The 22868-nt window shown below is 55.3% G+C and carries 24 protein-coding genes and 1 pseudogene; 13 read left to right on the forward strand and 12 right to left on the reverse strand.

The genetic code is table 11. The features are described 5' to 3' along the window. Window positions 1–16 precede the first annotated feature (16 nt). The 3 genes from AABA21_RS33830 to AABA21_RS33840 all read right to left on the reverse strand — a co-directional run bounded on the left by AABA21_RS33830 (window position 17) and on the right by AABA21_RS33840 (window position 2056). Window positions 17–400, reverse strand: a complete 384-nt coding sequence (locus tag AABA21_RS33830; RefSeq protein WP_338257083.1) for a DUF2255 family protein — start codon at window positions 398–400, stop codon at window positions 17–19. A 43-nt stretch (window positions 401–443) separates the two neighbouring features. Next, complete coding sequence (locus AABA21_RS33835) at window positions 444–1487, reverse strand: zinc-dependent alcohol dehydrogenase family protein (RefSeq protein ID WP_338257084.1); 1044 nt, start codon at window positions 1485–1487, stop codon at window positions 444–446. A 173-nt stretch (window positions 1488–1660) separates the two neighbouring features. Next, a complete protein-coding gene (locus AABA21_RS33840) occupies window positions 1661–2056 on the reverse strand; it encodes a (R)-mandelonitrile lyase (RefSeq protein ID WP_338257086.1) in 396 nt (131 codons plus the stop codon). Window positions 2057–2335: 279 nt separating this feature from the next. Here AABA21_RS33840 and AABA21_RS33845 point away from each other — a divergent pair, with 279 nt between their 5' ends. From AABA21_RS33845 to AABA21_RS33855, 3 genes are all read left to right on the forward strand, one after another. After that, window positions 2336–3286 (forward strand): AraC family transcriptional regulator, encoded by a 951-nt coding sequence (locus AABA21_RS33845; protein ID WP_338257087.1) that lies wholly within the window; start codon window positions 2336–2338, stop codon window positions 3284–3286. An 84-nt stretch (window positions 3287–3370) separates the two neighbouring features. Beyond that, window positions 3371–4171 carry a class I SAM-dependent methyltransferase gene (locus AABA21_RS33850; protein WP_338257089.1) on the forward strand — a complete coding sequence of 267 codons (801 nt, stop codon included), beginning with the start codon at window positions 3371–3373 and terminating at the stop codon, window positions 4169–4171. Window positions 4172–4307: 136 nt separating this feature from the next. Beyond that, the gene (locus tag AABA21_RS33855) at window positions 4308–5042 is read left to right on the forward strand and encodes an orotidine 5'-phosphate decarboxylase / HUMPS family protein (protein WP_338257090.1); all 735 of its coding nucleotides are present in this window, start codon (window positions 4308–4310) and stop codon (window positions 5040–5042) included. Between the two features lie 247 nt (window positions 5043–5289). On the opposite strand, the gene AABA21_RS33860 is transcribed toward AABA21_RS33855, so the two are convergent. Beyond that, window positions 5290–5691: a Rieske (2Fe-2S) protein gene (locus tag AABA21_RS33860; protein ID WP_338257091.1), complete on the reverse strand. Its 402-nt coding sequence runs from the start codon at window positions 5689–5691 to the stop codon at window positions 5290–5292. Between the two features lie 15 nt (window positions 5692–5706). Then, the gene (locus AABA21_RS33865) at window positions 5707–6789 is read right to left on the reverse strand and encodes an amidohydrolase family protein (RefSeq protein ID WP_338257092.1); all 1083 of its coding nucleotides are present in this window, start codon (window positions 6787–6789) and stop codon (window positions 5707–5709) included. Window positions 6790–7026: 237 nt separating this feature from the next. Here AABA21_RS33865 and AABA21_RS33870 point away from each other — a divergent pair, with 237 nt between their 5' ends. The 4 genes from AABA21_RS33870 (at window position 7027) to AABA21_RS33885 (ending at window position 10848) form a co-directional block, all read left to right on the forward strand. Beyond that, window positions 7027–7920, forward strand: coding sequence for a DUF2268 domain-containing putative Zn-dependent protease (locus tag AABA21_RS33870; RefSeq protein WP_338257093.1), 894 nt, complete (start codon window positions 7027–7029; stop codon window positions 7918–7920). 498 nt (window positions 7921–8418) lie between these two features. Beyond that, on the forward strand, window positions 8419–9237 hold the full coding sequence (locus AABA21_RS33875) for a CHAP domain-containing protein (protein ID WP_338257094.1): 819 nt from the start codon (window positions 8419–8421) through the stop codon (window positions 9235–9237). 578 nt (window positions 9238–9815) lie between these two features. After that, window positions 9816–10574: a CHAP domain-containing protein gene (locus AABA21_RS33880; RefSeq protein ID WP_338257095.1), complete on the forward strand. Its 759-nt coding sequence runs from the start codon at window positions 9816–9818 to the stop codon at window positions 10572–10574. A gap of 106 nt (window positions 10575–10680) precedes the next feature. Further along, window positions 10681–10848, forward strand: coding sequence for a hypothetical protein (locus AABA21_RS33885; RefSeq protein WP_338257097.1), 168 nt, complete (start codon window positions 10681–10683; stop codon window positions 10846–10848). A gap of 58 nt (window positions 10849–10906) precedes the next feature. Here the strand turns inward: AABA21_RS33885 and AABA21_RS33890 are convergent, their stop codons facing one another. Next, window positions 10907–11515 carry a TetR/AcrR family transcriptional regulator gene (locus tag AABA21_RS33890; protein ID WP_338257098.1) on the reverse strand — a complete coding sequence of 203 codons (609 nt, stop codon included), beginning with the start codon at window positions 11513–11515 and terminating at the stop codon, window positions 10907–10909. A gap of 128 nt (window positions 11516–11643) precedes the next feature. Between AABA21_RS33890 and AABA21_RS33895 the strand changes: the two genes are divergently transcribed. Further along, the gene (locus AABA21_RS33895; RefSeq protein ID WP_338257100.1) at window positions 11644–12597 is read left to right on the forward strand and encodes an alpha/beta hydrolase family protein; all 954 of its coding nucleotides are present in this window, start codon (window positions 11644–11646) and stop codon (window positions 12595–12597) included. Between the two features lie 403 nt (window positions 12598–13000). Then, a complete protein-coding gene (locus tag AABA21_RS33900) occupies window positions 13001–13654 on the forward strand; it encodes a GPR1/FUN34/YaaH family transporter (RefSeq protein WP_338257101.1) in 654 nt (217 codons plus the stop codon). A 155-nt stretch (window positions 13655–13809) separates the two neighbouring features. Here the strand turns inward: AABA21_RS33900 and AABA21_RS33905 are convergent, their stop codons facing one another. From AABA21_RS33905 to AABA21_RS33920, 4 genes are read right to left on the reverse strand one after another with little or no spacing between them, the layout of a single operon-like run. Beyond that, the gene (locus AABA21_RS33905; protein WP_338257103.1) at window positions 13810–14577 is read right to left on the reverse strand and encodes an ABC transporter permease; all 768 of its coding nucleotides are present in this window, start codon (window positions 14575–14577) and stop codon (window positions 13810–13812) included. Then, window positions 14578–15339: an ABC transporter ATP-binding protein gene (locus AABA21_RS33910; protein WP_338257105.1), complete on the reverse strand. Its 762-nt coding sequence runs from the start codon at window positions 15337–15339 to the stop codon at window positions 14578–14580. Between the two features lie 10 nt (window positions 15340–15349). Beyond that, window positions 15350–16216 (reverse strand): pentapeptide repeat-containing protein, encoded by an 867-nt coding sequence (locus AABA21_RS33915; RefSeq protein ID WP_338257106.1) that lies wholly within the window; start codon window positions 16214–16216, stop codon window positions 15350–15352. Between the two features lie 15 nt (window positions 16217–16231). Next, a complete protein-coding gene (locus AABA21_RS33920; protein ID WP_338257107.1) occupies window positions 16232–16561 on the reverse strand; it encodes a PadR family transcriptional regulator in 330 nt (109 codons plus the stop codon). Between the two features lie 429 nt (window positions 16562–16990). On the opposite strand from AABA21_RS33920, the pseudogene AABA21_RS39605 reads away from it, so the two are divergent. From AABA21_RS39605 to AABA21_RS33930, 3 genes and pseudogenes are all read left to right on the forward strand, one after another. Beyond that, window positions 16991–18367, forward strand: a pseudogene (locus AABA21_RS39605) (pectate lyase family protein); the annotation flags it as partial. Window positions 18368–18379: 12 nt separating this feature from the next. Next, window positions 18380–19327, forward strand: coding sequence for a pectinesterase family protein (locus AABA21_RS39610; RefSeq protein WP_479430365.1), 948 nt, complete (start codon window positions 18380–18382; stop codon window positions 19325–19327). A gap of 500 nt (window positions 19328–19827) precedes the next feature. After that, window positions 19828–20328 (forward strand): PNPOx family protein, encoded by a 501-nt coding sequence (locus AABA21_RS33930; RefSeq protein ID WP_338257111.1) that lies wholly within the window; start codon window positions 19828–19830, stop codon window positions 20326–20328. A gap of 75 nt (window positions 20329–20403) precedes the next feature. Here the strand turns inward: AABA21_RS33930 and AABA21_RS33935 are convergent, their stop codons facing one another. Further along, a complete protein-coding gene (locus AABA21_RS33935) occupies window positions 20404–20610 on the reverse strand; it encodes a histidine kinase (RefSeq protein ID WP_338257112.1) in 207 nt (68 codons plus the stop codon). Window positions 20611–20708: 98 nt separating this feature from the next. On the opposite strand from AABA21_RS33935, the gene AABA21_RS33940 reads away from it, so the two are divergent. Beyond that, window positions 20709–22421 (forward strand): protein kinase domain-containing protein, encoded by a 1713-nt coding sequence (locus AABA21_RS33940; protein ID WP_338257113.1) that lies wholly within the window; start codon window positions 20709–20711, stop codon window positions 22419–22421. Between the two features lie 43 nt (window positions 22422–22464). Here AABA21_RS33940 and AABA21_RS33945 read toward each other — a convergent pair whose 3' ends face one another. Next, window positions 22465–22740 carry an endonuclease III domain-containing protein gene (locus AABA21_RS33945; protein ID WP_338257114.1) on the reverse strand — a complete coding sequence of 92 codons (276 nt, stop codon included), beginning with the start codon at window positions 22738–22740 and terminating at the stop codon, window positions 22465–22467. Window positions 22741–22868 lie beyond the last annotated feature (128 nt).

Genomic DNA, 22868 nt, shown 5'->3' on the forward strand with positions numbered 1-22868 from the left:
CTTTCTTCTCATTTCTCTACGCGGATGGTACCAGTTTCAGTGTGGTTGTATGCGCCTGCGGGGCGATCATCGGATCGACATACGTGGCGCTGTATCGTTTGTATTTCGATCGATAGGCGGCGTCGATCTGCTGATTGAGCGTCTTGTCTCCGCTGGCCTGCTCAAACGCCACGTTCTTTGTTACGCCGCCAGCAGAGATGCGTCCCTCGGGTCGCCGCTGCGTATGGCGGAACCAGGCGGTTTCGGGACCCCGATACGCCCGCACGTACAGGTCATCGCCGACGCGCACGACCCAGATCGTGACGGGCTTGCGCGGCGTGCCGTCCTGCTTGAGTGTCGTGAGCTGCAGTTCATCCGCGGCTCCGACCCTTTCAATTTCATTCTGTGTCCAGCCAGCCATTGTAACATCTCCTTCATGTTGTATTGATTTATGACTGATCTGCTTAAACGGTTCCCACTTTGATCAGCGACTTGATGGCGCGGCGCTCGTCCATGGCCGCGTAGGCTTCCGCGATGCCATCGAGGCCGGTCGTGAAGTCGAAGACGCGTCCGGGATTGATGCGGCCCTCTAGCACGTCGCCAAGCAGTTCGGGGATGTAGGCGCGTGCCGGTGCCGGACCACCATGGATGCCAACATTGCGATAGAAGATCGTCGGCACCGGGATCTCGACGCCGTGGGGGACGCCGACGTAGCCAACGATTGAGCCGGGGCGCGCGATGGTCAGCGCCGTCTGCATGGACTGGTTTGTCCCGACACATTCCATGGCCGCGTCGACGCCGACACCGTTGGTTAGCTGCATGACCGCCTCGTTGGCCTCTTTACCGCGCTCGGTGATGATGTCCGTGGCGCCGAATTCGCGTGCCAGCTGCTGACGCGCCGGGTTGCGGCTCAGAGCGATGATGCGCCCGGCACCCAGGCGTTTGGCCGCGATAATAGCGCTGAGGCCGACCGCCCCATCACCGACGACGGCGACGGTATTACCCGGCTTCACCTCCGCGCTGACGGCCGCGTGGTGTCCTGTGCTCATAACATCGGAGAGCGCGAGCAGCGAGGCCAGAGTGGCGTCCGAATGACCAGAACCGGGTACCTTCACCAGTGTACCGTCCGCCAGCGGCACGCGTACCGCCTCGCCCTGTCCACCATCGATGCCGTTCACACCCCAGACGCCACCGGCCACGCAGGCCGAGGTGATCCCCACCTGGCAGTGCGGGCAGGTGCCGTCGTTGTATAAGAATGGCGCGATAACCAGGTCGCCCTTCGCGATGGCGTGCACGTCCTTCCCAACCTCTTCCACCACGCCGATAAACTCATGGCCGATCGGGGTATCCCTCTTATAGTCAGTCTCCCCGCGATAGTACCAGAGGTCGGAACCGCAGACGCAGGCCAGCACGACGCGCACAACCGCGTCGGTCGGCTCTTTAATGCTCGGGTCCGGTCGTTCGGCGATCTCAATCGCGCCTTTCCCTTTGAATAGTGCAGCTTTCATACATCCTCCATGTTTTTTTTATTAGAAGCGGTCGATAAACAATATTTCAGTTACATACCCTTGCCATATCATCAGCTCATCCTGTCCTACATTCTGGCGGGTGATCTTTTGTATGTGCGTGAGGCGCCGATATCCATGTATTCGGCGCGCTCGATTGCGTGGAGCGGATACGATCAGCCCTGGTACTGTTCGTCGCTGACGTGCTCCATCCAGTCGACGGCCTTGCCGTTGAGGCGTTCCTGGAGGGCGATGTGCGTCATGGCCATGGTTGGCGAGGCGCCGTGCCAGTGTTTCTCGCCCGGCTCGAACCAGACCACGTCTCCCGGCCGAATCTCCTCGATCGGACCACCCTCGCGTTGGACGCGGCCAAAGCCATACGTCACGATCAAGGTCTGCCCCAGCGGATGAGTGTGCCACGCCGTGCGGGCGCCGGGCTCGAAGGTGACGCTGGCGCCAGCTATGCGTGCTGGATCAGGCGCCTCCATCAGGGGATCGATGCGTACCGTGCCGGTAAAATACTCGGCCGGTCCTTTGCCGGAAGGCCGCGAGCCGTTTCTTTTAATATTCATGTGCTATATCCCTCCTTATTGAAATTGCGAATCAGTTTTGCATGCTGCATTGTACTTTTTTGCATGCCGCAAACATGCCAGACACGAATGGCCTACAAAAAAGTAACCGGTGAACGTGCTCCAACACGCTCCGCAGATGTGATACTCGTATGTTTCTTACTCTCTGAGAGGTATTATAGACGCCTTTACGCGCAGGGTGATAGAATGATTGCGGAAAATGATTGTCTGATTCTGCAAATCTTCCAGATGAGCGAGAGAAAAACGAGAGCGGAGGTTGCTATGGAATTGATAATTCACCAGCCGGCGGAGCGCGAGGCACAGCGGGCCCAGGCCAATCGTGAAGAACTGGCTGAGCGCATCGGTCGGGCTATCCACGAAAATGGGACCCTCCAGCCGCTGCCGGGACAGGGGCTGTATCTATCTCGCCGCTCCTCGCCTCTGGAGCGCGTCCATAGCGTGGTCGAGCCTTCTGTGGCTGTGATCGCGCAGGGCAGCAAGGAGGTTCTGGTGGGGGAGAGCCGCTACCGCTATGATTCCTCGCGCTACCTCCTCACCACGCTCGAACTGCCCCGTGTCAGCCAGATCCTCGAAGCCTCGCCCGAGCGACCCTATCTCAGTCTGCGCCTGGAACTGCCTCCCACTCTGGTCAGCGCGGTCATGATGGAGGCCGGTCATGCCTCGCTGAGGGATCACGCCGAGGTCAGGGCCATCGACGTCAGCCCGTTGCATGGCGACCTGCTCGACGCCTTCGTGCGCCTCGTCCGTTTGCTGGATTCCCCGACCGAAGCACAGGTCTTGCTACCGCTGATCACGCGGGAGATTGTCTACCGTCTCCTGATGGGAGAGCAGGGCGCCCGACTGCGCCACCTGGCGATGGAGGGAGGCTACACGCCCCACATCGCGACGGCGGTCAGACGACTGCGCCAGGGCTTCGACCAGCCCCTGAGCATCGAACTACTGGCGCGGGAACTGGGCATGAGCGTTTCGAGCCTGCAGCACCAGTTCAAGGCCGTCACGGCCATGAGCCCCTTGCAATTCCAGAAGCGGCTACGCTTGCAGGAGGCGCGCCGCCTCATGCTGAGCGAAGACCTCGACGCGGCCAGCGCCGCCTATCGTGTAGGCTACCAGGATGCCTCCCACTTCAACCGCGAATACAAAAGCCTCTTCGGCGTCCCTCCCATGCGCGATGTGCAACGGCTGCGCGAAGCTACCGGGGCAAGCGTCGGCTGACGAGTCGAAAAGCTCATCTGATACTCACTGTCTTATTTTATTCTGATCGACGTGCTTTTTGTCTGACGAAAGGTGAAAGGCCCGATGGCACAAGACAAAACACAGCTGCGAACCACGTTTGACCAGGATGCCCTGCTGTATGACCAGGCCCGCCCAGGCTATCCTGAAGCCCTTTTTGACGATATTGTGACGCTCTCAGCCCTCCCTCCGGATGGGCGCCTGCTCGAAATTGGTTGCGGCACAGGGCAGGCAACGCTTCCACTGGCACAGCGGGGCTATCACATACTCAGCATAGAGCTTGGGGCCAATATGGCCGCCCTCGCCCGCCGTAATCTGGCGGCGTATCCTCGCGTCAGCATACACACAGAGGCGTTTGAAGATTGGCAATTGGAGGAGGAAGCGTTTGATCTCGCGTTTTCCGCTACCGCTTTTCATTGGATCGATCCCGCCATCTCCTATCAGAAAACAGCGCGGGCCCTTAAGCCATCTGGCTCTATCGCCTTGTTCTGGCATGTGCATGTCCAGAGTGAGGCTTCGCAAGGCTTTTTTGAGGAGGTACAGCAGATCTATCAGCCACTGGTCCCTGAACAGGAGGAGAAATATGGCCCGCTACTGTGGCCGCACGAGGTCCAGGAACCTGTCAAGGCAGAAATAGAGCAGACGGGTCTCTTTCGAGATGTGACAGTACGCCGCTATCACTGGGATGCCAGCTATGACGCGGCCAGCTATCTGCGCCTGCTGGACACCTATTCCAACCACAGGATATTAGAGAAGGACCGCCATGACCGCCTCTTTGACAAGATCGCTGATTTGATCAATAGCCGCTACCATGGGCGCATCACCAAGGGATACCTTGCTATCCTGTACGTGGCGCGGCGGAAATGATAAGGGAACAACCTTGCCAGAGTGGATGTTTTGCAGGTAAACTTCTAATCTAAATAATGCTATTTTCCGCATTGAGAGAAGGACGGAACAGATTTCTAACGCCGGATGCATCCAACGAAGGAGGGATTTTCGTCATATGCAACCAGACAACAACACACCTCACTACGATAAGGCTGATCTACATCGTCCACATGTGCAGGTTTCGCTCGACCTGGCAACCATTGATGAGGCTCTTCACATGGCAAAGATCGCGGTCGATGCCGGAGTAGATTGGCTGGAGGCGGGTACACCACTCATCATGTCTGAAGGTCTACATGCCATACGCGCTCTACACGAGCAGTTCCCAGATGTTCCCATCATAGCTGATCTGAAGACGATGGATGGCGGCTATGGCGCCGTCGCGAAGGTGGCGCAGGCGGGCGCTTCCTGGAGCGTAGTAATGGGAGTCGCGCATCCGGCGACCATCGCAGCGGCCGTGGCGGCGGGACGCGATTATGGTATTGGCGTCATGGGCGATGTGATGGTCGCCCCCGATAAAGCGGCGAAGGCGCGCCAGCTACAGGATCTCGGTATCGATGTGATTAGCCTGCATACCGGCTATGACGAGCGGCACGCCATTACGCAGGCCAGCCCATGGGACGACCTGGCGGCGGTCGTGGCGGCGGTCGATATACCGGTCCAGGCCGTCGGAGGGCTACAGATAGCCGACTTCCCCAGGTTAGTGGCGGCCGGAGCCCCCCTGCTGGTCGTTGGCGCGCCGCTGGTCATCGGCAATGAAATCGCTCATCCCGGTGAAACCCGCGATGAACACCTGGCGCGCATCCTCTCCGATGTGGTTCGCGCCGTCAAACAGAACCACCCGTCATCGTAGGTTCGGCCCTTGCGGCCGATTTCCTCTCCACGCACACCCATGTTCACCAAACGCGAGGACCACGGGAACGCATGTGAGATGCATGTTCATGCGGCGAGGAGAAATCGGCCGGAAGGGCCGAACCTACGCTTCACGATAAATTTTCCCCCTTTGTGCTCTTAAATTGAAGGTATTGCCCCTTGCAGGCGCTTGCCGCGAAGCGGCCCCGTACCCGAGTGCATACGATGATCTTTAAGGAATGCATTCCTTAAAGATACACAATCACCCGGCCGGTCTCTACCGTTACGGGATATGTTTCGATCTGCGGATCCTCTTCTTCTTCTTCGACCTCTACTTTGTAGGCTTTGACGCGGTATCTATGCGGGTTGAAGATAGATTTGCCGTTCGTGAGATCAAACTCCCAGCCGTGCCATGGGCAGCGCACGATCTCCCCTTCACGGCCATACTGGTACTCTCCGGGTGGCGCGGGCAAGGTCATGCCGGTTACCTTGCCCGCGCAAAGCGGGGCCCCCTGATGGGGGCAGCTATTTCTGAGGGCGTAATATGTGCCATCCACGTTGAAAACGCCGATGGAGCGCCCCTCTAATGTCACTATGATGCGCTTGCCGGGCGGCAGATCAGCCACCGCACCGACCACATGCTTTCCCATTACGCTACCTCTCGTTTACAGCTTGTAGAACTCGCGTGCATTCTCGTGGAAGATACGGCGGTGCAGAGACTCGGGCAGCCTGGGAAAGGCGCGCCGGGGAGAGTCAAAATCCCAATGTGGATAGTCGCTGGCAAACATGAGAATATGCTCGGCGTCCATCATCTCAAGCATCTGCAACAAATGCTGATCGTTATCTGGTCGCTCCAATGGCTGTGACGAAAGGCGCACATGCTCCCTGAGATAGTCGCTGGGTCGCTGTTTTAACCAGGGAACCTCATAGCGCAGCGCCTTATACTCCTGGTCCAGCCGCCACATGAGACCGGGCAACCAGGAGACGCCGCCCTCCACCAGCACGATCTTGAAATCCGGAAATCGCTCAAAGACGCCTTCCGTGATGAAGCTTACCAGGTGGGCCTGAAAGCCAAGCGATAGACAGGTGTGCCATTCAATGTAGTGCGTTGGATAGCCCGGCGAAGGCTGAACGTTGATGCCCATGCCATCGGTACCAGGATGAATGGCGAAGGGCAGACCATGTTTCGCGCATGCTTCGTAGATGGGATAGTATTGGCGCTGGCCAAATGGAGCGCGGGCGCCGGAATCGGTCATCACCTGCACGAAATGAGGATGCCCGGCCCAGCGTTCGATTTCTCGCGCCGCCGCCTGCGGATCCTGGTGGGCCACAGTGATCGAGCCTTTGAATGTCCCCTGCTGGTTGTACTTATCCAGCCACGTCTCCGCCAGCCAGTCGTTATAGGCGGCCGCGATGGCGGTGCCGAAGTCCGGGTCGGGATGCAGATTGCAGAAGGCCCTCGGCAGCAGGACCGCATACTCAATGCCAAATTCATGTATAAGCTGCTCGCGCAAAAACTCTGGATCTGATCCCGTTGGCCCTCCACCGGGCGGGACCGCATCCAGGCGCGCTCCATGGACCGGATTATCATAGAATCCCCGGCCACCTCCTCGATACCTATCTCGCCAGGGCTGCTTCATATGGGCGCGAATCTCGTCTATCGATTTCGGATAGGGATGCACATCGCAATCGATAATGCCTAATCTGCTCTTCTTACTACTGATGTCCTGTTCGACTTGCACATTCATGCTACTGACCCCTCATTTCAGAAAATAAGCAGTACCACCTCATCAACTGGAAGACAGCATTGAGGTTTTCAAAACGAGAAAATGAAGCCTTTTGACGCTCCATAGACATATTGACATTTTAACACATGGGGCTTGCGTATGACGTAACGTCATGGGTTAAACTCGTATGTGCCGGGCTCGCCCCGGCCTGCATCGGCGCCGGTCTTGCCCCGGCTTGCATCTGGAAAGGAATATCCATTGAAACTACATATGATTGATGTCGAGTCTATCTATCGACGTTTGCTCAACTGTGCCAGCGCGCAGGAGCGCGAGGCCATTTACCAGCAGGAACTGCTGGCCCCGTTTGCAGGTATGGCGCGCATTTATGGTGGCGGTGACGATCTCCTGGCCTGGGCGAAGATGTGGACCTTCTATACACCGGAAGATTTCGATGGCGAGCAGCGTCCCATCATAGAAGAGATGGTCAGGCGCCTGACCGATGAGGGAGCCTGGCAACGGTCTGTGGCCGCGCTTGAACGCGGTATAGCCTCCTTCGCCCCTTACGCTGATCGTATTGCGCTGGACACCATCAACTGTGCCGTGGTGCTCACGAAGCACAATAGTGCTATGCCTGGTCGAGGCTATGCCGGATTTGGCGGTATCCCTGGCTATATTATGGTCTCGCTCAGCCTCGTCGACGACTATACCTTGCCGCGTGTCGGGCCAGCATCGGTTCACGAGCTCAACCACAACGTCCGTTTCAAGATCGTGCCCTTCCTGCCCATGCAGGTCACGGTCGCCGATTACATCATCGCCGAAGGTCTGGCGGAAGCGTTCGCTGCCGAGCTCTTCGGCGAGGAACTGGTCGGCTATTATGTCACCGATTTCAACGAGGAGGAACTGACCACAGCCAGACGCGTCATCGGCGGCGCGCTTGACATGAGCGGCTTCGATGCGGTGCGTGGCTACATCTTTGGCGATAGCATTACCTCAGCCTGGGGAGGACCCAAAGCTGGCGTGCCCGATTTCGCCGGTTACGCCATCGGCTATCGTGTTGTCCGGCAATATCTCCAGCGCACAGGGGGATCCGTCGCCGAAGCCACTTTCCTTCCCTCACGCGAGATTATCGCCGAGTCCGGCTTTTTCGAATAGGAAGCGAAAAGAACAGAGAAGAACCCTGGGTGGGCGACATTTGATCGCCCACCCAGGGTTCTTCTAATTGTTGAGTATTCCAGGAGAAAGTGTATAAGAGGTTTATTGTGTTGTATGTAGCCACAAGCGTAAATGTATACTAGTTATATAGTCCTGTATTTTGGTGAATCATTTGACTCACCATGAAACTTTTGATAAGGTTTATAAGTACAAATATAGCAATTGATGTATGTAGCACTTCCTTGCATTCAGCGTGCTGAGAAGTGCAAACAGGGTGCTGAGAAGTGCAAATTCATAGGCACCTGCATACGGATAAGTACCATGTAACAGTGTTAAGATGGAAGGGTAATTCTTATCGTGTTTCGTGATCGTAATCACAAAGTCACTACCGTAGTTCAAAATAGTGCGGCTCAAGTAGGGAAGCTATATATTTCCATCGGTGCTCTTAGAAATGGAAAAAAGAGTTCGGGTTCGACGCGCCTTCTACAAAGGCGAAGCATGGCCTATGCTGGCATCGCACTGATGCTCGTCGCGGTTATCTTTGGGGCCGCCATGGCTGTATTCCCATCCGGAATAAGCCAGGCATTTCAAGCGAGCAAGTCATCTGAGCCACCAAAGAGTAAGGTTCCCCCAAAGCAGAGTCATGCAATTCCGCATGCTGCGATTGCCGCGATTACAACTCAAGCTAAATTAGGTCGGGACCATGTGTCCTCTGCCGCCAATGTGAAGAAAGCTCAAGCGGCGGTTCCAAAGCGAGTGCCGGCCCCGGCCCCAACGCAGGCACCAGTTCCAACGCAGGCGCCGGTTCAAGCGCAGGCACCAGTTCCAACGCCGATGCCGGTCCCAACGCAAGCGCCGGTTCAGGCGCAGGCACCAGTTCCAACGCAGGCGCAGGCACCGGTTCCAACGCAGGCGCCGGTTGCGTACACAAATGTTGCCGGGAATGCTGATACTTCGGGTCGCTTCTCTGCCGGCCAGTGTACCTTCTGGGCGAACGTCCACTATCATGCATTGAGCGGATGGTGGGTTGAGTGGCTGGGTAATGGGTCTGAATGGGTTGGTGGAGCGGCATCCAATGGCTGGATTACCTCGTCTGAGCCGAATCCAAATGGGCCTTCGATCATTGTGCTGCAGCCTTATACCCAGGGTGCCAGCGCCTATGGGCACGTTGGCGTGGTCGAGTCGGGGGTGAGTGCGGCCAGCGCGAATGCGAATGGCGTAAGTGCCAGCAATATGAACTGGAATGGTGGTGTAGGCGTGGTGAGCTACTGGACATTCCATCCCGGTGCTGGCGTTACTTTTATCTGGCATGCATAGATGTCTGTTGATGTAGCGTTTAAAGATCGACGAGCTCTCTTTATCTGAGTGTTCTGCTTTCCAAAGGATATGTGGATTGCTCTTGCTCGTCTGAGACAAACACGCGACCGGGCGGCTTCAAACGAAGCCGCCCGGTCGCGTGTTTGTCTTCCATGAGAAACCAAAGAAGCTCATGCGGAGAGGAGATCCAGGCCCGGGCAAGGCTGAGGTTCTGCTTCTTTTCATTTCTTCTTGTTTTTGAAGATGTAGAAGAGGTTTGTTGTGCTATATATAAACACAAGCGTAAAAGTGTACTAGTTATATAGTACTGTATTTTGGTGAGTCATTTGACTCACCATGGAGCTATTGATTAAAGTTTGTAAATGTAGGTATGACTATTGTTATGCTTCGTATATGGTTCTTCTTGCATTTAGAGTACTGTGAATACACACTCGTAGTTATCTGAATGCGGATAAGTATCATTTGTGTAAGATGGAAGGGTAATTTGTACCATGTTTGAAGATTGTAATCGTAAAGTCACTACCGAAGTTCAAAATAGTGCTGTTCATCCTGAAAATGGAAAAAAGAGTTCAGGTTCGATGCGCCTTCTACAAGGGCGAAGCATGGTCTATGCTGGCATCGTGCTGATGCTCATTGTTGTTGCCGCTGGAGTTTTGGCCGTTATTCCATCAGGAATGAGCCTGGCATTTCAAGCGAGCAATTCCTCTGTGTCGCCAAAGAGTAAGGATGCTCCAAAGCAGAGTTATGCGCCCCTGATTGACGGGCATGCCGCGATTGCAGCTCAGACTAAATCAGGTCGGAACCATGTGTCCTCGGCCGCCAGTATAACAGGGGCTCAAGCGACGGCCCCGGGAGAGGTACCCTCCTCTACGCAGGAGGCAGTTTCCACGCAGGCACCGATTGCACCCGCGCAGGCGTCAATGTCAACGCAGGCACCGGTTGTGTACACGACTGTCGCCGGGAATGCTGATACTTCGTGGCGTTTCTCTTACGGCCAGTGCACCTCCTGGGCGAACAACTATTATCATTGGTTGACCGGATGGTGGGTTCCGTGGTTGGGTAATGCAAATGAGTGGGTTGGTGGAGCGGTGTACAATGGTTGGGTCACCTCGTCTGAGCCGAATCCATACGGTCCTTCGATTATCGTGCTGCAGCCTTATACCCAGGGTGCCAGTGCCTATGGGCACGTTGGCGTGGTCGGGTACGGTGTGAGCGCGGCCAGCGCGAATGCGTATGGCGTGAGTGTCAGCAATATGAACTGGAATGGTGGTGTAGGCGTGGTAAGCTACTGGACATTCCATCCCGGTGCTGGCGTTACTTTTATCTGGCATAGATAGATATATGTCGATGCAAATTTTAAAGAGTTAGAGTGTTAGAGAGCTTTTCCAAAAGCCAGACACGCTCCCGGGCGGCTTCCAATCAAAGCCGCCCGGGAGCGTGTCTGTGTGTATCAGCCTGTCTCAAGGTAAACCCCTTCGCAAAACAATGCTTACACGCGCCGAGATCGCCGCCCGAGGCGCCTATGAGGGCATCAATAGCGCGATTGCCCCTGATGCTCTTGCCCATACACTGGCCAGCTTCAGACAGGTGACGGCCGACGAGCCCGTGTAATGGCTCGCGTAGAAGATGTGTGCAGCGTCTTTCAGACCCTCTATATAGATCAGCAGCCTCAGGCCGGGCGCGATTGGCGCAGTCCGGCGATGAGCAGCCCGACCATGCGGCGGGCATCGTAGCGCGGATCGTTGCCGGCGCCCACGCAGAGGTTGCCGATGCCATACATCAGTTCAAGGGCATCGATGTCAGCGCGAATTTCGCCTGCATCAATAGCGGCGGAGAGCAGCCGGGCACAAACGGGAACGAGTCGATCAAGGAAGTAACTATGCAGCGCATCGAAGCCGCCGCCGGGCTGCAGGACCGCAGCGAGTCCATGCTTGGTAACCAGGAAATCAACGAAGAGGTTGATCCACTGACCGAGTGCGGCGTGCGGTGAGTCAGCCTGCGCCAGCAGGACCGGACCAGCCTCGGCGCAGGCCTCAACCTGGTGGCGGTACACAGCGACAACGAGATCCGCTCGCGTCGGGAAGTGACGATAGATTGTTCCCATCCCAACTCCTGCCTCGGCCGCGATGTCGCGCACCGGCGCCTCAACACCGGACCTGACGAACACGGCGGCGGCGGCATCGAGCAACGCTTGCTCGTTGCGCTGCGCATCGGCCCGCTTCGGCCGCGCTGCTTTCTGCCGGGCCGCTTGCTCCACTCCCTCATCTCTGATGGTCATCTCTTCATTTCCTTCCTCACATACATGGCACCTTGACAAACGGAACGCCGTTCCGTATAATATGAATCGGAGCAACGCTCCATTTTACTAGGATGCTATATCATCATATCACAAAGGAAAATCTTTCTATGAACAACAAATCAGACATGGCGCTTACAGATCCAGACGTGACCATGGGCGCGCCTGCCCCGGTTGTCTCGGTGAAGCCGGTAGTGCTATCGGCTCCAGACCGTGGTGAGGATCTGCAGGTGCGCGTGTCCATGCCCGTGACCGGTCGCCAATTGCCTGTTATTCTCTTCTCGCACGGCTTTGGCGGGTCATTGGATAGCTACGCACCGTTGGTTGATTTCTGGGCCGCTCACGGCTTTGTAGTGATTCAGCCCACCCATCTCGACTCAAGGACGCTGAACATTCCCTCCGATGATCCCCGCACGCCCCGCATCTGGCGCTTCCGCGTCGAGGATTTGCAGCGCATCCTCAATCAGCTTGACCATATCGAGGCTGCCGTTCCCGGTCTCAGCGGGCGCCTCGATCGAAGCCGCATCGCGGTGGCCGGACACTCCTGGGGCGCCCAGACAGTGGGCATGCTGATGGGCGCGCGTGTCCTTGATGCCGAGGGTGGAAAGGGAGAGGACATGTCCGACGCGCGCGTCAAAGCCGGTGTGCTGCTGGCTGCGGCTGGCCAGGGAGGATCTGACCTGACTCCGTTCGCGGCCGAGCACTTCCCGTTTATGAACCCGAGCTTCGCGGAGATGACCACGTCGGCCCTGGTAGTCGCGGGAGATCACGACCAGTCCCTGCTGTCTGTGCGCGGACCGGACTGGTTTACCGATCCCTACTTTTTGAGCCCAGGTGGCAAGAGCCTGCTCACCCTGTTTGGGGCGGAACACTCGCTTGGCGGAATCACCGGATACAACGTCACGGAAACGACGGACGAGAATCCCGCACGAGTTGCCCTGATTCAGCGGCTCACCTGGGCCTACCTGCGCAGCGCGCTCTATCCCGAAGATCCTGCCTGGTCCGCAGCATGTGCCGCCTTGATGGAAACCCCCAATCCACTGGGCCGCATCGAATCCCAGTAATGTCCTAAGAGAGTGTCTGATGCTCATGATCATCGCCTGCAGCACGCCTGAGCTTTCGCACCTATGGTGCTCACAAATCCATGGGGTGTGTTGGCGTAACAGGGGCGCATTCGCGCCCCTGTTGCGCCAACACACAAAACCAGTGCGGCCGCGTAGCGGACGCGCGTGCGGGGGCGCTCACGGGCCCCCAGGGTGACGAGAGTCAGACACACTCCCATTGGGGAGACTTAATAGAATGCAATAGTTAAACTTGCTTATGTAATTGAATTATGCTAGGTTGGTTATATCTATAGTTACAAGTATTGTGCTTTTTTTGTATGGGACGGTAGTTAGTGCGGGAGCACGGCGAAGCTTGCTCCTGGAAACGAGCGACTCCTGGAAACAAGTGAAAGGAGAACATGAAATGGCCCAATATGCAATGCCTCAAGATCAGAACGTCGGTACGACTGGCACTGATGTTGTCACACGTGACGCGAGGCTGGCTATCCCCAATATGCAAGCATTTGCATTTACGACCATCATCTGGGGCGCTGTTTTCGCTGGTTTTCTCATTCGTCCTTTAGCTACTGGCCTTGGATTACTCGCGGTTGTGTCCTTTTTCGGAGGCATCGCTCTGTTTCTGGGTGGCATGCACCAGTCGACCCGGGAGAATCCTGAAATGGGAACGTTTTTTGAATCCTATGGGGTGTTTCTCATTTCATTGGGCGCGCTGGTTGCTCCAACGTTTGGTATTTCCTCCGCTCTTGGGAGTCATCTGAACGTTGCGGTGGGCTTCCTGTTCCTCACATGGACGGTGTTTACCATTCTCTACATGCTGACGGCAATGGGCACAAACCCAGTCTGGCTTGGCGCTCTAGGTCTGCTGGCTCTCGCATCCCTTGGAGTTACCCTTGGACTCCTGATCAACGTCCCCATACTCACATTGATTGGAGGATGGATCGCCATCGCCTCGGGCCTGGTAGCCTGGTACGGGATGCTGTCTCGCTTACTGGAGGCGGGTCACTCCAGGCTTGAACTGCCACGCGGTGGTTTCCATCACGCGCCGAATATCCGCTGACAAAGATTCCCTACCACGTGTAGCGCAAGAGCAGAAGGTGCACGTAAGAATACGCACCTTCTGCTCTTGCGCTATTATGGTCTCTACCTGACGGAGATGTAAGCAAACGCATGCGCGCTGCCGGGGATGGGTGCTCTCGCCTACCCGTGAACGTATCACACCCGCTTTTTATATGCCCTCATCGCAAAGATATAGGCCACCAGCAGAATACCGATGCACCAGGCAAGAGCGATCCATATATTCTGAGACACCGGCTGATTAGCCAGTAAGGCACGGATGGCATCCACGATCGCGGTCACCGGCTGGTTTTCGGCAAAGACCCTGACCACAAAAGGCATCGACCGGGTTGGCACAAACGCGGAGCTGATAAAAGGCAGGAAGATGATCGGATAAGAAAATGCGGTTGCGCCGTCTGTCGATTTCGCGGTCAGCCCTGGAATGACCGCGATCCAGGTTAATGCCAGCGTAAACAACGCCAGGATGCCGATGACGGTCAGCCATGATAGGATGCCCGCCGATGAACGAAAGCCCATAATCAATGCAACGAGAATAATAACGACCACCGAGATCGCGTTGGAGACCAGCGAGGTCAGGACGTGGCCCCACAGCATGGTGGAAGGAGCTATCGGCATGGAGCGAAAGCGCTCAATGATCCCTTTTTGCACATCGTTAAACAAACGGTACGCCGTATAGGATATCCCACTCGCGATGGCGATCAGCAAGATTCCAGGCAACAGGTAATTGACATAGTTAGCTGTCCCGCTTTGGATGGCGCCCCCGAACACATACACGAACAGCAGCATAAAGGCGATAGGCATGATAGTGACCGTGATGATGGTATCCATGCTGCGGAAGATATGGCGCATGGAACGACCAAGCATCACACTCATATCGATGAAAAAGTGCTTCCTTACCGTTTCCATCTATTTTTCCTTCTCTTTACCAACGATGGCCAGGAATATCTCCTCTAATGTTGGTTGTTTTTCAACATACTCCACCTCAGCAGGTGGAAACAGCTTTTTGAGATCCGCCAGCGTGCCGCTGGCGATAATCCTCCCCTCATGGAGAATGGCAATGTGGTCCGCGAGCTGTTCCGCCTCTTCCAGGTACTGCGTGGTCAAGAAGACGGTAATGCCGCTATCAGCCAGCTCCTTTACAATCTTCCACACCTCAAGGCGCGCCTCGGGATCAAGGCCGGTGGTTGGCTCGTCAAGGAAGATGATCTTTGGTGTTCCCACCAGGCTCATGGCGAGATCGAGCCTGCGGCGCATGCCGCCTGAATACGTCGACACCTTGCGGTTCGCGGCAGCGGTTAAACCGAAGCGTGTCAGCAAATCGTCGGCCACCTGGCGCGCATCTTTGAGGTGTCGGAGCCGGGCAATCATAATCAGATTTTCGCGCCCGGTCAAAATCTCATCCACGGCGGCGAACTGTCCGGTCAGGCTGATGGATTGCCGCACATTGTCTGGCTTTGACGCCACATCAAATCCGTTCACGCTGGCGGCGCCGCCGTCCTGTTTGAGCAGCGTGGTGAGGATTTTGATAATCGTTGTCTTGCCGGCGCCGTTGGAGCCGAGCAGGGCGAAGATACTGCCCTGCTCCACGGTGAAATTCACACCCTTTAAGACATTCAAATTCTTGTATGATTTCTTGATATCTGTGACCTGAATGGCAGTATTTGGCATACGCACCTCCTTATGCGAGAACCGTCACCTTGGAGACATCTGCTCCCAGGCCCTTGAGCGCGGCATACGTGAGCTTATCCATACTTGCGCCGTCAAAGTGAATGGATTGCATGGCACGTTTTCCGCTCGACCAGAGAGACACCAGGCGGAACGACACCTGTTTGAGGGTCGCGCCCTGAAACGACACATCTTTAAGTGCCGTCTGGTCAAACTTGACGCCGATAAAGGTCTGTCCATCAAAGCGCAGACCACGCAGGTCTGAATATTTGAAGTCCACGCCGAGAAAAGTACAGCGTTCAAAGGTAGTTTTTCTCAGGTCGGTCATCGTCAATTTAACATCGGTCAGCGTGCTTCCGATGAATTGTGTTCCCTTCAGCCCCGACGCGCTGAAGTTGGTGCGCACCAGGATGGCCTCACGGAAGTTCGCATTCACCAGATCAAGGGCGGAGAAGTCGCAATCGGTCAGATTGGCGCCCGTAAAATTGGCGTCACGCACGTCACTGCCCCGAAACGAGCTCCCGGTCAGGTCCGAACCCGTAAAGTCAGAACCGCGCAACGCGCTCGCTTGAAAATTTCCTTTCTGGGCGGTCACGCCCGCGAAGTCGCTCCCCGGCAGGTTGCTCGCGCTCAAGTTGATGGCTACCTGCCGTTCCAGCTCGTGGGAGAGGTTGGCGACCTCCTGGACGGTCTGCTCAATATCGCCGATGCTCTCAATGGTCATGCGCAGGGCTGTTTCATCATCCTTGCCCTCCGCCTTAAGTTCACGGAAGCGTTCCTGCAGATCGGAGAGCAGGTCCGCCTTTAATTCGCTCGCGCTTTTGACCCCATCGTAGGGGGCAAAGACGCCGTTGACATAGTTGGTCAATTGCTCATTCATATCATCACATTTCCTTTACAAGAGGTTCTCTAGCACGCGCTTGGCGTACTCCCAGTTGCTTTTATTGCGCTCGTACGTCGCTTTCCCTTTTTCCGTAATCCGGAAGTATTTCCTCCTACCGCCTTGCGATTCATCGCCCCAATACCACTCGATATCGCCGTCGACCTCAAGCCGCCGGACGCTCGAGTACATGGTGGCTTCCTTTAATTCATATTCACCACCCGAGCGCTCAGCAATCAGCTTGACAATCTCGTAGCCGTAGCGGTCAGCCTCCGATAAGAGCCGTAAAATCATCGTATCGGTATGTCCGCGTAGCAGGTCGGAGGTAAGTTTGTTCTCACTCATATTCATCACCTCGTAGTTAGAGTATACGTTATATTACTGTGTCTGTCAAGGTACTATTTCGATTTTAATACTTTGTTTGGTGAACCACATTTTCACAAAAATCTACATGCACCCGCATGTAGATCAATTATTGACTTTTGGAGAAATATACGGTTATACTAAATTGTGATCGGTCACATTTATCCAAAGGCGCAGCTATATAGAAATCAGGTAATTCGCAAGGGGGATAAGGCGAGTTGTAAGCCGGTAGACATGTTGTCCATTTGTCGTGTTTATATATGCGTACCTTTCTATGTTGGTGGAGCCGTGTGGGCGCACGCACGGCCCGCCTCAGGAGCACGAGGATGTGCTGAGTTAAAGGGCAGCACCAGCTCCTCCTTCTTAGTGTCGTCAAAAGGATTTGTCCGAGCAAACCATGGAGGGCTATGTATGAGATGTCCATTTATAAGTCGTCCAACGCGTCTATGGATTCAGATCGGGGTTGTGCTCATTGCTCTGCTCATCGGGGGCGCTAGTTATGGAAGCGCCCAGGCTGCGGGAGCACATGAGCGCGCCACTCCCGCCAATGCTGGCGCGAACAATCCAACTGCTACGCTTCCACATGGGCTGGATCTGGGTCGCCAGGCTCTGCCTGCTAATGATGGTTGGGCATCCGCCGATGGGGGGACTAGCGGCGGTTCAACCGCGACCCTTGATCATGTCTATACCGTGACCAATCGCGAACAACTGGTGCAGGCGCTGAGCAATGGCGGTACCGCGCCAAAGATTATCTATATCAAAGGTGTGATCAACGGGAACGAGGATGATCAGGGGAAGCCGCTAACTTGCAATGACTACATCACCGGTGGGTATTCCCTTGATGCGTATCTGAAAGCCTACGATCCCGCTGTATGGGGGCGTACAAGCGTGCCGAGTGGTCCCCTTGAGGATGCGCGCAAAGCGTCTCAGGCCAATCAGGCCAAACGTGTCGTGATCTCCATTCCGTCGAACACAACGATCGTAGGGGATGCCAGTGGCGCTCAGGTGATCGGCGCGAACTTTATGGTCAGTGGCGTGGACAATGTCATTGTGCGCAATATCCAGTTCCAGAATGCCTTCGATTGCTTCCCACAGTGGGACCCCACCGATGGCGCGACCGGGAACTGGAATTCCGCGTACGACAATCTATCTATCCTTGGCGCAACGCATGTCTGGGTCGATCATGACTCCTTTACCGATGGATCCTATCCCGATAGTCAGGCACCCTATTACTATGGACGCATCTATGAGCAGCATGATGGCGAGTGCGACATCACGAAAGGGGCCGACCTTGTCACCGTCTCCTGGAATCGTCTGACGAACCACGATAAGACCATGCTCATCGGTTCTACCGATAGCCCGAAGTATGATGTGGGAAAACTTCGTGTGACCGTTCACCATAACGCATTCGAGAATACCATTCAGCGTTTGCCGCGTGTCCGTTATGGTCAGGTGCATGTCTATGACAACTACTACAATGAGGCGGCCAATCCCGAATTCCTCTACGCGCTAGGCGTGGGGTTCTCATCCCATATCTATGCGCAGAACAACTATTATGTACTCCCGTCTGGCTATCCGGTTGGCAATGTGATTGGCGTGTATAAAGGGACGACCATTCATACCGCCGGGGATCTTGTCAATGGGAAGCCGGTAGATCTGCTGGCGGCCTATAACGCGGCCAACGACCCTGATCTCACCAATGATACCAGTTGGACGCCGATGTACCATCTCGCCATCGATCCGACTGCCGCGGTGCCCGGTCTTGTCCAGAGCTTTGCCGGGTCCGGTCGCCTGATCACCGTGGACGCCAGAGGGAAAGGGGATTTCACCACCGTGCAGGCGGCCATTGATTCAGTTCCCCTGAACAATGCGCAGAACGTGATCATTGCCATCAAAGCCGGTACCTATCGTGAAGTCATTAATATTCCCTCCACCAAACCGTATATCACGCTCCTTGGGGGCACTACGCGACCCGAAGATACCGTGATCGCCTTTGATAACTGGTCCGGGAGCCCCGCACCAAATGGTGGAACGCTGGGCACCTCCGGGAGTGCGACCGCTACGTTGAGTGGCCACGATTTTGTGGCGCGTAACATTACCTTCGCCAACACCTTTAATCCCGCGTCACATCCAGAGACCAATCAGCATCAGGCGGTGGCTGTGAAGACGGCGGCTGATCGGATGATCTTTGATCATGATCGCTTCCTGGGCAATCAGGACACGCTGTATGTGAACTCACCCAGCACGACGAGTATCGCTCGTCAACTGTTCACCAACAGCTACGTCGAGGGGACCATAGATTTTATCTTTGGCCGGGCAACCGCTGTCTTTGATCGGGATACGATCTTTATCAAGAACACGTCGGGCACCGGACCGAAGATGACCGCAGCCGCAACGCCGTCGGCGCAGCAGTATGGTTTCCTGGTGGATCGCAGCACCGTCAGGTCGGATGCCCCTGCGGGAAGTTCCTTTCTCGGGCGACCGTGGCCCGCGACGCCGGATGCCCGAGCGCAGGTAACGGTGCGTAATACCTGGTTGGCTGCCGCAATTTCATCGTCCCCCTGGCAAAGTTGGACGAGTCCACCGGTCTATTGGCGTACAGTACGCTATGCCGAATATGACAACCGGGGTCCCGGCGCAAAAGTCAATGCCAATCGTCCCCAGTTGACGCCCGCTCAGGCCGCGCAACAGACGCCGCTCACCTACTTGCTGGGTCAGGATAACTGGACGCCGGACGGCTGGCACTGACCTGATCCTCGTCTCTTGCGGGTTGACGCTTCCGACGTAGGCGCACCCCGGCCGCCGGGCATAGCAGACCCGGCGGCCCTGGCGGATCATGCCCGCGTTCCGAACCTACATTATTGCCTTTCTTGATACATGATCGAATGGGGCGCTATGAAGATGTACGAGACCCTATCATACGGCGCTCTCCCCAGTTGAGGCGCGGGCCGAAATCCGATGCTGCACCGGTCGCGCGTATGATCCTCGCGTAGCTGAAGCCTTTCTCACTTTTTGCTCATGCCATGATCAGGATGCATCCGTTCATCCAATACGCCCTGTATGTTCCCCAATCACAAAATGGTGATGTTACCTATAGCGGTGGCTGTTGACTTAGTGCTTGCTTTAGCCCCTATATCTCTGTAGTACATCTGCACTGGTTGACAGGATCACCCCATCCGTGGTTGCATTCTCTTGTACTACACAACTGTAGCGTAGTACAAGAGAATGCAACCACGGATGGGAAATGTATGCGGATAAAGAATATTGATATAGTAGCCATAGCTTATGTTATCGCAATAGAGGGCCTGCTAGAGCTGACAACGCCTCTCATCGTTTTTTCATTATTAGGAAATCGTGGACCATTCATGGAGCACGTGCGGACGTTTAGTAAACGGACTGTCAATCCAGTGGTGATGAGGTTCGCGGGGTCCGCTCATAGTTCCTTTGCGGTCGTGCGTCATGTTGGGCGGCGCAGTGGGCGAGCGTATGCGACTCCACTGCTGCTCGTGCCGGTCGCGGATGGTTTTGTGATCGAGCTGACGTATGGATTCGCCGTGGATTGGTATCGCAATGTCGTGGCGGCGGGACACTGTACTATCCTCTGGCATGGGCGCGAATACGAATGCGATGCGTTTGAGGTGAGTGAGGCCGACATGGGACTGCAAGCCTTTCCCGCTATCTTAAGACTTCCACTGCGCATGCTGGGTGCGCGCGATTTTGTGAAGATGAAGGTTCTGCCAGAGCATTAAGATCAGACCTGGCCGCTTGCAACGCGTGAGCAGCCAGGAGGCCACCGCCACCAGGCATTTCAATGTCCAGCAGCGCTACGTCCGGCGGGAGATCTGTTCAATCTCAGAGAGTTCCTGAGCACAGCGGGTGGGATCTTCGGCCAGCAAACTCCTGGCAAGTTCGCTTTTGAGGGTGATAACCGAGAGGGATTGCCCAGGCAGATCATGCAAATCTCGTGCCAGACGGAGACGTTCTTCTTCCACTTTCAGGCGTGAACATAGTACTCTTTTGCCAATATCCATCTTTAAAAGGCTGAAATATATAGAAAGGTCTATATAATTAAACTGCACATTTTCAACTGTGAATATGCAGTCGACGATAAGAGTTATGAGGAAATTGTATGCGGATAGCGTTCAGTCAGGGAGAACAATTCATCGGCCAGACCCTTGGTCCTTATAAATTAGAGAGTCTTGTCGGGCAAGGACAATGGAACGCTGTCTACCAGGCTCAACAGCAAACGCATAGCCGTAGCGTCCTTTTGACCCTTTTTTTCCTTCCGGAGACGTACTCAGCAAGTGCACGCAAACGCTTTATAGATCGGCTTTATCGAGAAGGGGCGATACTGGTCAAGTTAGACCATCCATATATTTTTCCGTTGCTTGATGTAGGCGATCACGATGGCTATACATATGCAGTTACACCCTTGATTACAGGTACTTCACTTGCCCACGTATTAAATCATCAAGGCTATTTCTCTCCCGAACAGGTCCTAGAGGTGGTGAAACCGCTGACGGAAGCCTTGAACTATGCCCATGGAACAGGTGTGACTCATGGCGCGATAAGCGCTGCCAATGTGATTTTCGATGCAGACAAACAGGTACGCCTGGCGCGCTTTGGATTCAACCGGCTCGGTAGAATACAGGGTATTGAAATGGCGCTCTCTCCTTATCCACATCTCTTAAGTATCACGAGTACGCCACTGCCTGGAATCGAATATTTTGCGCCAGAGGTTATCCAGGGCGCTCTGGCTAATCCACTCGCCGATATCTATGCTACCGGCTTGCTTCTTTTTGAGCTTTTAACCGGCGAGCTTCCTTTTAAAAAGGTCAATTCACTGGATGATGTACAGCAACGGGTACAGTTTGATGTACCTGCTCCCTCCAGTCTGCGACCAGGAATATCGCCGCATATCGATCTTGTAATACAACAAGCAACAAAGCGTGATCCCGCTCAACGCATCCAAACAGCTGATCAGTTGGCCAGAGCATTTGAGAAGGCCCTTTATACCCCTATCACTCATCCTACACTACAGTCAGACCAACAAACCGTGGCTCAAAATAATGATGGTACGCTTGACTGGGTAAATCAGGAACTATCTATGCAGACGGATGCCGCGGCGTCCGCAGCATTCGCCGAGGGGATCACTGCCAGTTCGATTAAGACGCCACGAATTCAACAAACTGCTAAGCCTGTTAAGAGCCGCCGTCAGGTACTAGCGCTACTGGCGACCGGTGGCGTAGCTACCGCGGCAGTATTGGGACTTGGGAGCGTCGGAATGGCCTATATGTTTCGCCCTCAACCATCACCATCTTCACCGACAGTACATGTAAAGCATCCCACCGCTACCACACCTGCAATCAGCAATACTCCGGAACCAACAAAAGTAGTCAAAAAAGACGTTATGCCTACTCCGCAAACCATTCCTCAGGCACAACCAACGACTGCTCCACTCCAGGTAACGCAACCAACGGTGCCTACCGCTCCTCCCACGCCAGCCCCTACCGCTCCTCCCACGCCAGTCCCTACTGGTACAGTGATTGGATCAACCAGCATGGCCATCAATACAGCCGCGCAATTTGCCAACCCTGCAAATGGAGATGCTAGCACCTTGATTCATCTACCAGGCGGCAATTTTGTGGCCTATGAAACTGCATGTACGCATAAAAGAGTGCCAGTGTATTATGATAGCGGCTCGCATACCCTGGTATGCCCTGCCCATGGTGCCATATTCGATCCTGCCCAGGGAGGTGAAGCCATCCGCGGCCCTGCTACAAGGGCTTTAAGTACTGTCACTATTCACATCAATGCAGATGGCACGATCGCAACGGGCTAACATTTTCACAAAGAAGTGAATTATTCTCTGTTACTTCCTCGTTTTAAGATATCTCTGTCTCCTGTGGATTGACACTGCCGACGTGGGCACACTGCGCGTAGAGCGGGCACTGGCCGCACTTTGGCTTTTGGGCGTGACAGATCTGGCGCCCGTGGCGGATCATACCGACGTGCAGGCCGTAGACCCAGTCGGGCGGCGCGATCTTCGCAAACACGGTGTGGGCCTTGTCCGCACTCACTTTGGGACCAATTAAGCCTAGCCGCTTGCTGACACGATGGACATGGGTGTCTACGCATACCTCCAGTCGGGGGGTCTTCACATCGCCCCCAGGATATCGTCAACGCCCTCCAGAGGCTGCTTTAGCATGATGTGGTTTTTCCTGGGCAAAAGAGGGAAGGAACATCGGATGAGAACGATCGACAGGTAAGGGGCAGCTGAGAGTGTCTT

The sequence above is a fragment of the Dictyobacter halimunensis genome, from assembly GCF_036245075.1.

Coding starts and splice junctions, on each gene's coding strand:
- AABA21_RS33830 (WP_338257083.1), bottom strand. CDS start 400: ATGGCTGGCTGGACACAGAATGAAATTGAAAGGGTCGGAGCCGCGGAT.
- AABA21_RS33835 (WP_338257084.1), bottom strand. CDS start 1,487: ATGAAAGCTGCACTATTCAAAGGGAAAGGCGCGATTGAGATCGCCGAA.
- AABA21_RS33840 (WP_338257086.1), bottom strand. CDS start 2,056: ATGAATATTAAAAGAAACGGCTCGCGGCCTTCCGGCAAAGGACCGGCC.
- AABA21_RS33845 (WP_338257087.1), top strand. CDS start 2,336: ATGGAATTGATAATTCACCAGCCGGCGGAGCGCGAGGCACAGCGGGCC.
- AABA21_RS33850 (WP_338257089.1), top strand. CDS start 3,371: ATGGCACAAGACAAAACACAGCTGCGAACCACGTTTGACCAGGATGCC.
- AABA21_RS33855 (WP_338257090.1), top strand. CDS start 4,308: ATGCAACCAGACAACAACACACCTCACTACGATAAGGCTGATCTACAT.
- AABA21_RS33860 (WP_338257091.1), bottom strand. CDS start 5,691: ATGGGAAAGCATGTGGTCGGTGCGGTGGCTGATCTGCCGCCCGGCAAG.
- AABA21_RS33865 (WP_338257092.1), bottom strand. CDS start 6,789: ATGAATGTGCAAGTCGAACAGGACATCAGTAGTAAGAAGAGCAGATTA.
- AABA21_RS33875 (WP_338257094.1), top strand. CDS start 8,419: ATGGCCTATGCTGGCATCGCACTGATGCTCGTCGCGGTTATCTTTGGG.
- AABA21_RS33880 (WP_338257095.1), top strand. CDS start 9,816: ATGCGCCTTCTACAAGGGCGAAGCATGGTCTATGCTGGCATCGTGCTG.
- AABA21_RS33890 (WP_338257098.1), bottom strand. CDS start 11,515: ATGACCATCAGAGATGAGGGAGTGGAGCAAGCGGCCCGGCAGAAAGCA.
- AABA21_RS33895 (WP_338257100.1), top strand. CDS start 11,644: ATGAACAACAAATCAGACATGGCGCTTACAGATCCAGACGTGACCATG.
- AABA21_RS33900 (WP_338257101.1), top strand. CDS start 13,001: ATGGCCCAATATGCAATGCCTCAAGATCAGAACGTCGGTACGACTGGC.
- AABA21_RS33905 (WP_338257103.1), bottom strand. CDS start 14,577: ATGGAAACGGTAAGGAAGCACTTTTTCATCGATATGAGTGTGATGCTT.
- AABA21_RS33910 (WP_338257105.1), bottom strand. CDS start 15,339: ATGCCAAATACTGCCATTCAGGTCACAGATATCAAGAAATCATACAAG.
- AABA21_RS33915 (WP_338257106.1), bottom strand. CDS start 16,216: ATGAATGAGCAATTGACCAACTATGTCAACGGCGTCTTTGCCCCCTAC.
- AABA21_RS33920 (WP_338257107.1), bottom strand. CDS start 16,561: ATGAGTGAGAACAAACTTACCTCCGACCTGCTACGCGGACATACCGAT.
- AABA21_RS33930 (WP_338257111.1), top strand. CDS start 19,828: ATGCGGATAAAGAATATTGATATAGTAGCCATAGCTTATGTTATCGCA.
- AABA21_RS33935 (WP_338257112.1), bottom strand. CDS start 20,610: ATGGATATTGGCAAAAGAGTACTATGTTCACGCCTGAAAGTGGAAGAA.
- AABA21_RS33940 (WP_338257113.1), top strand. CDS start 20,709: ATGCGGATAGCGTTCAGTCAGGGAGAACAATTCATCGGCCAGACCCTT.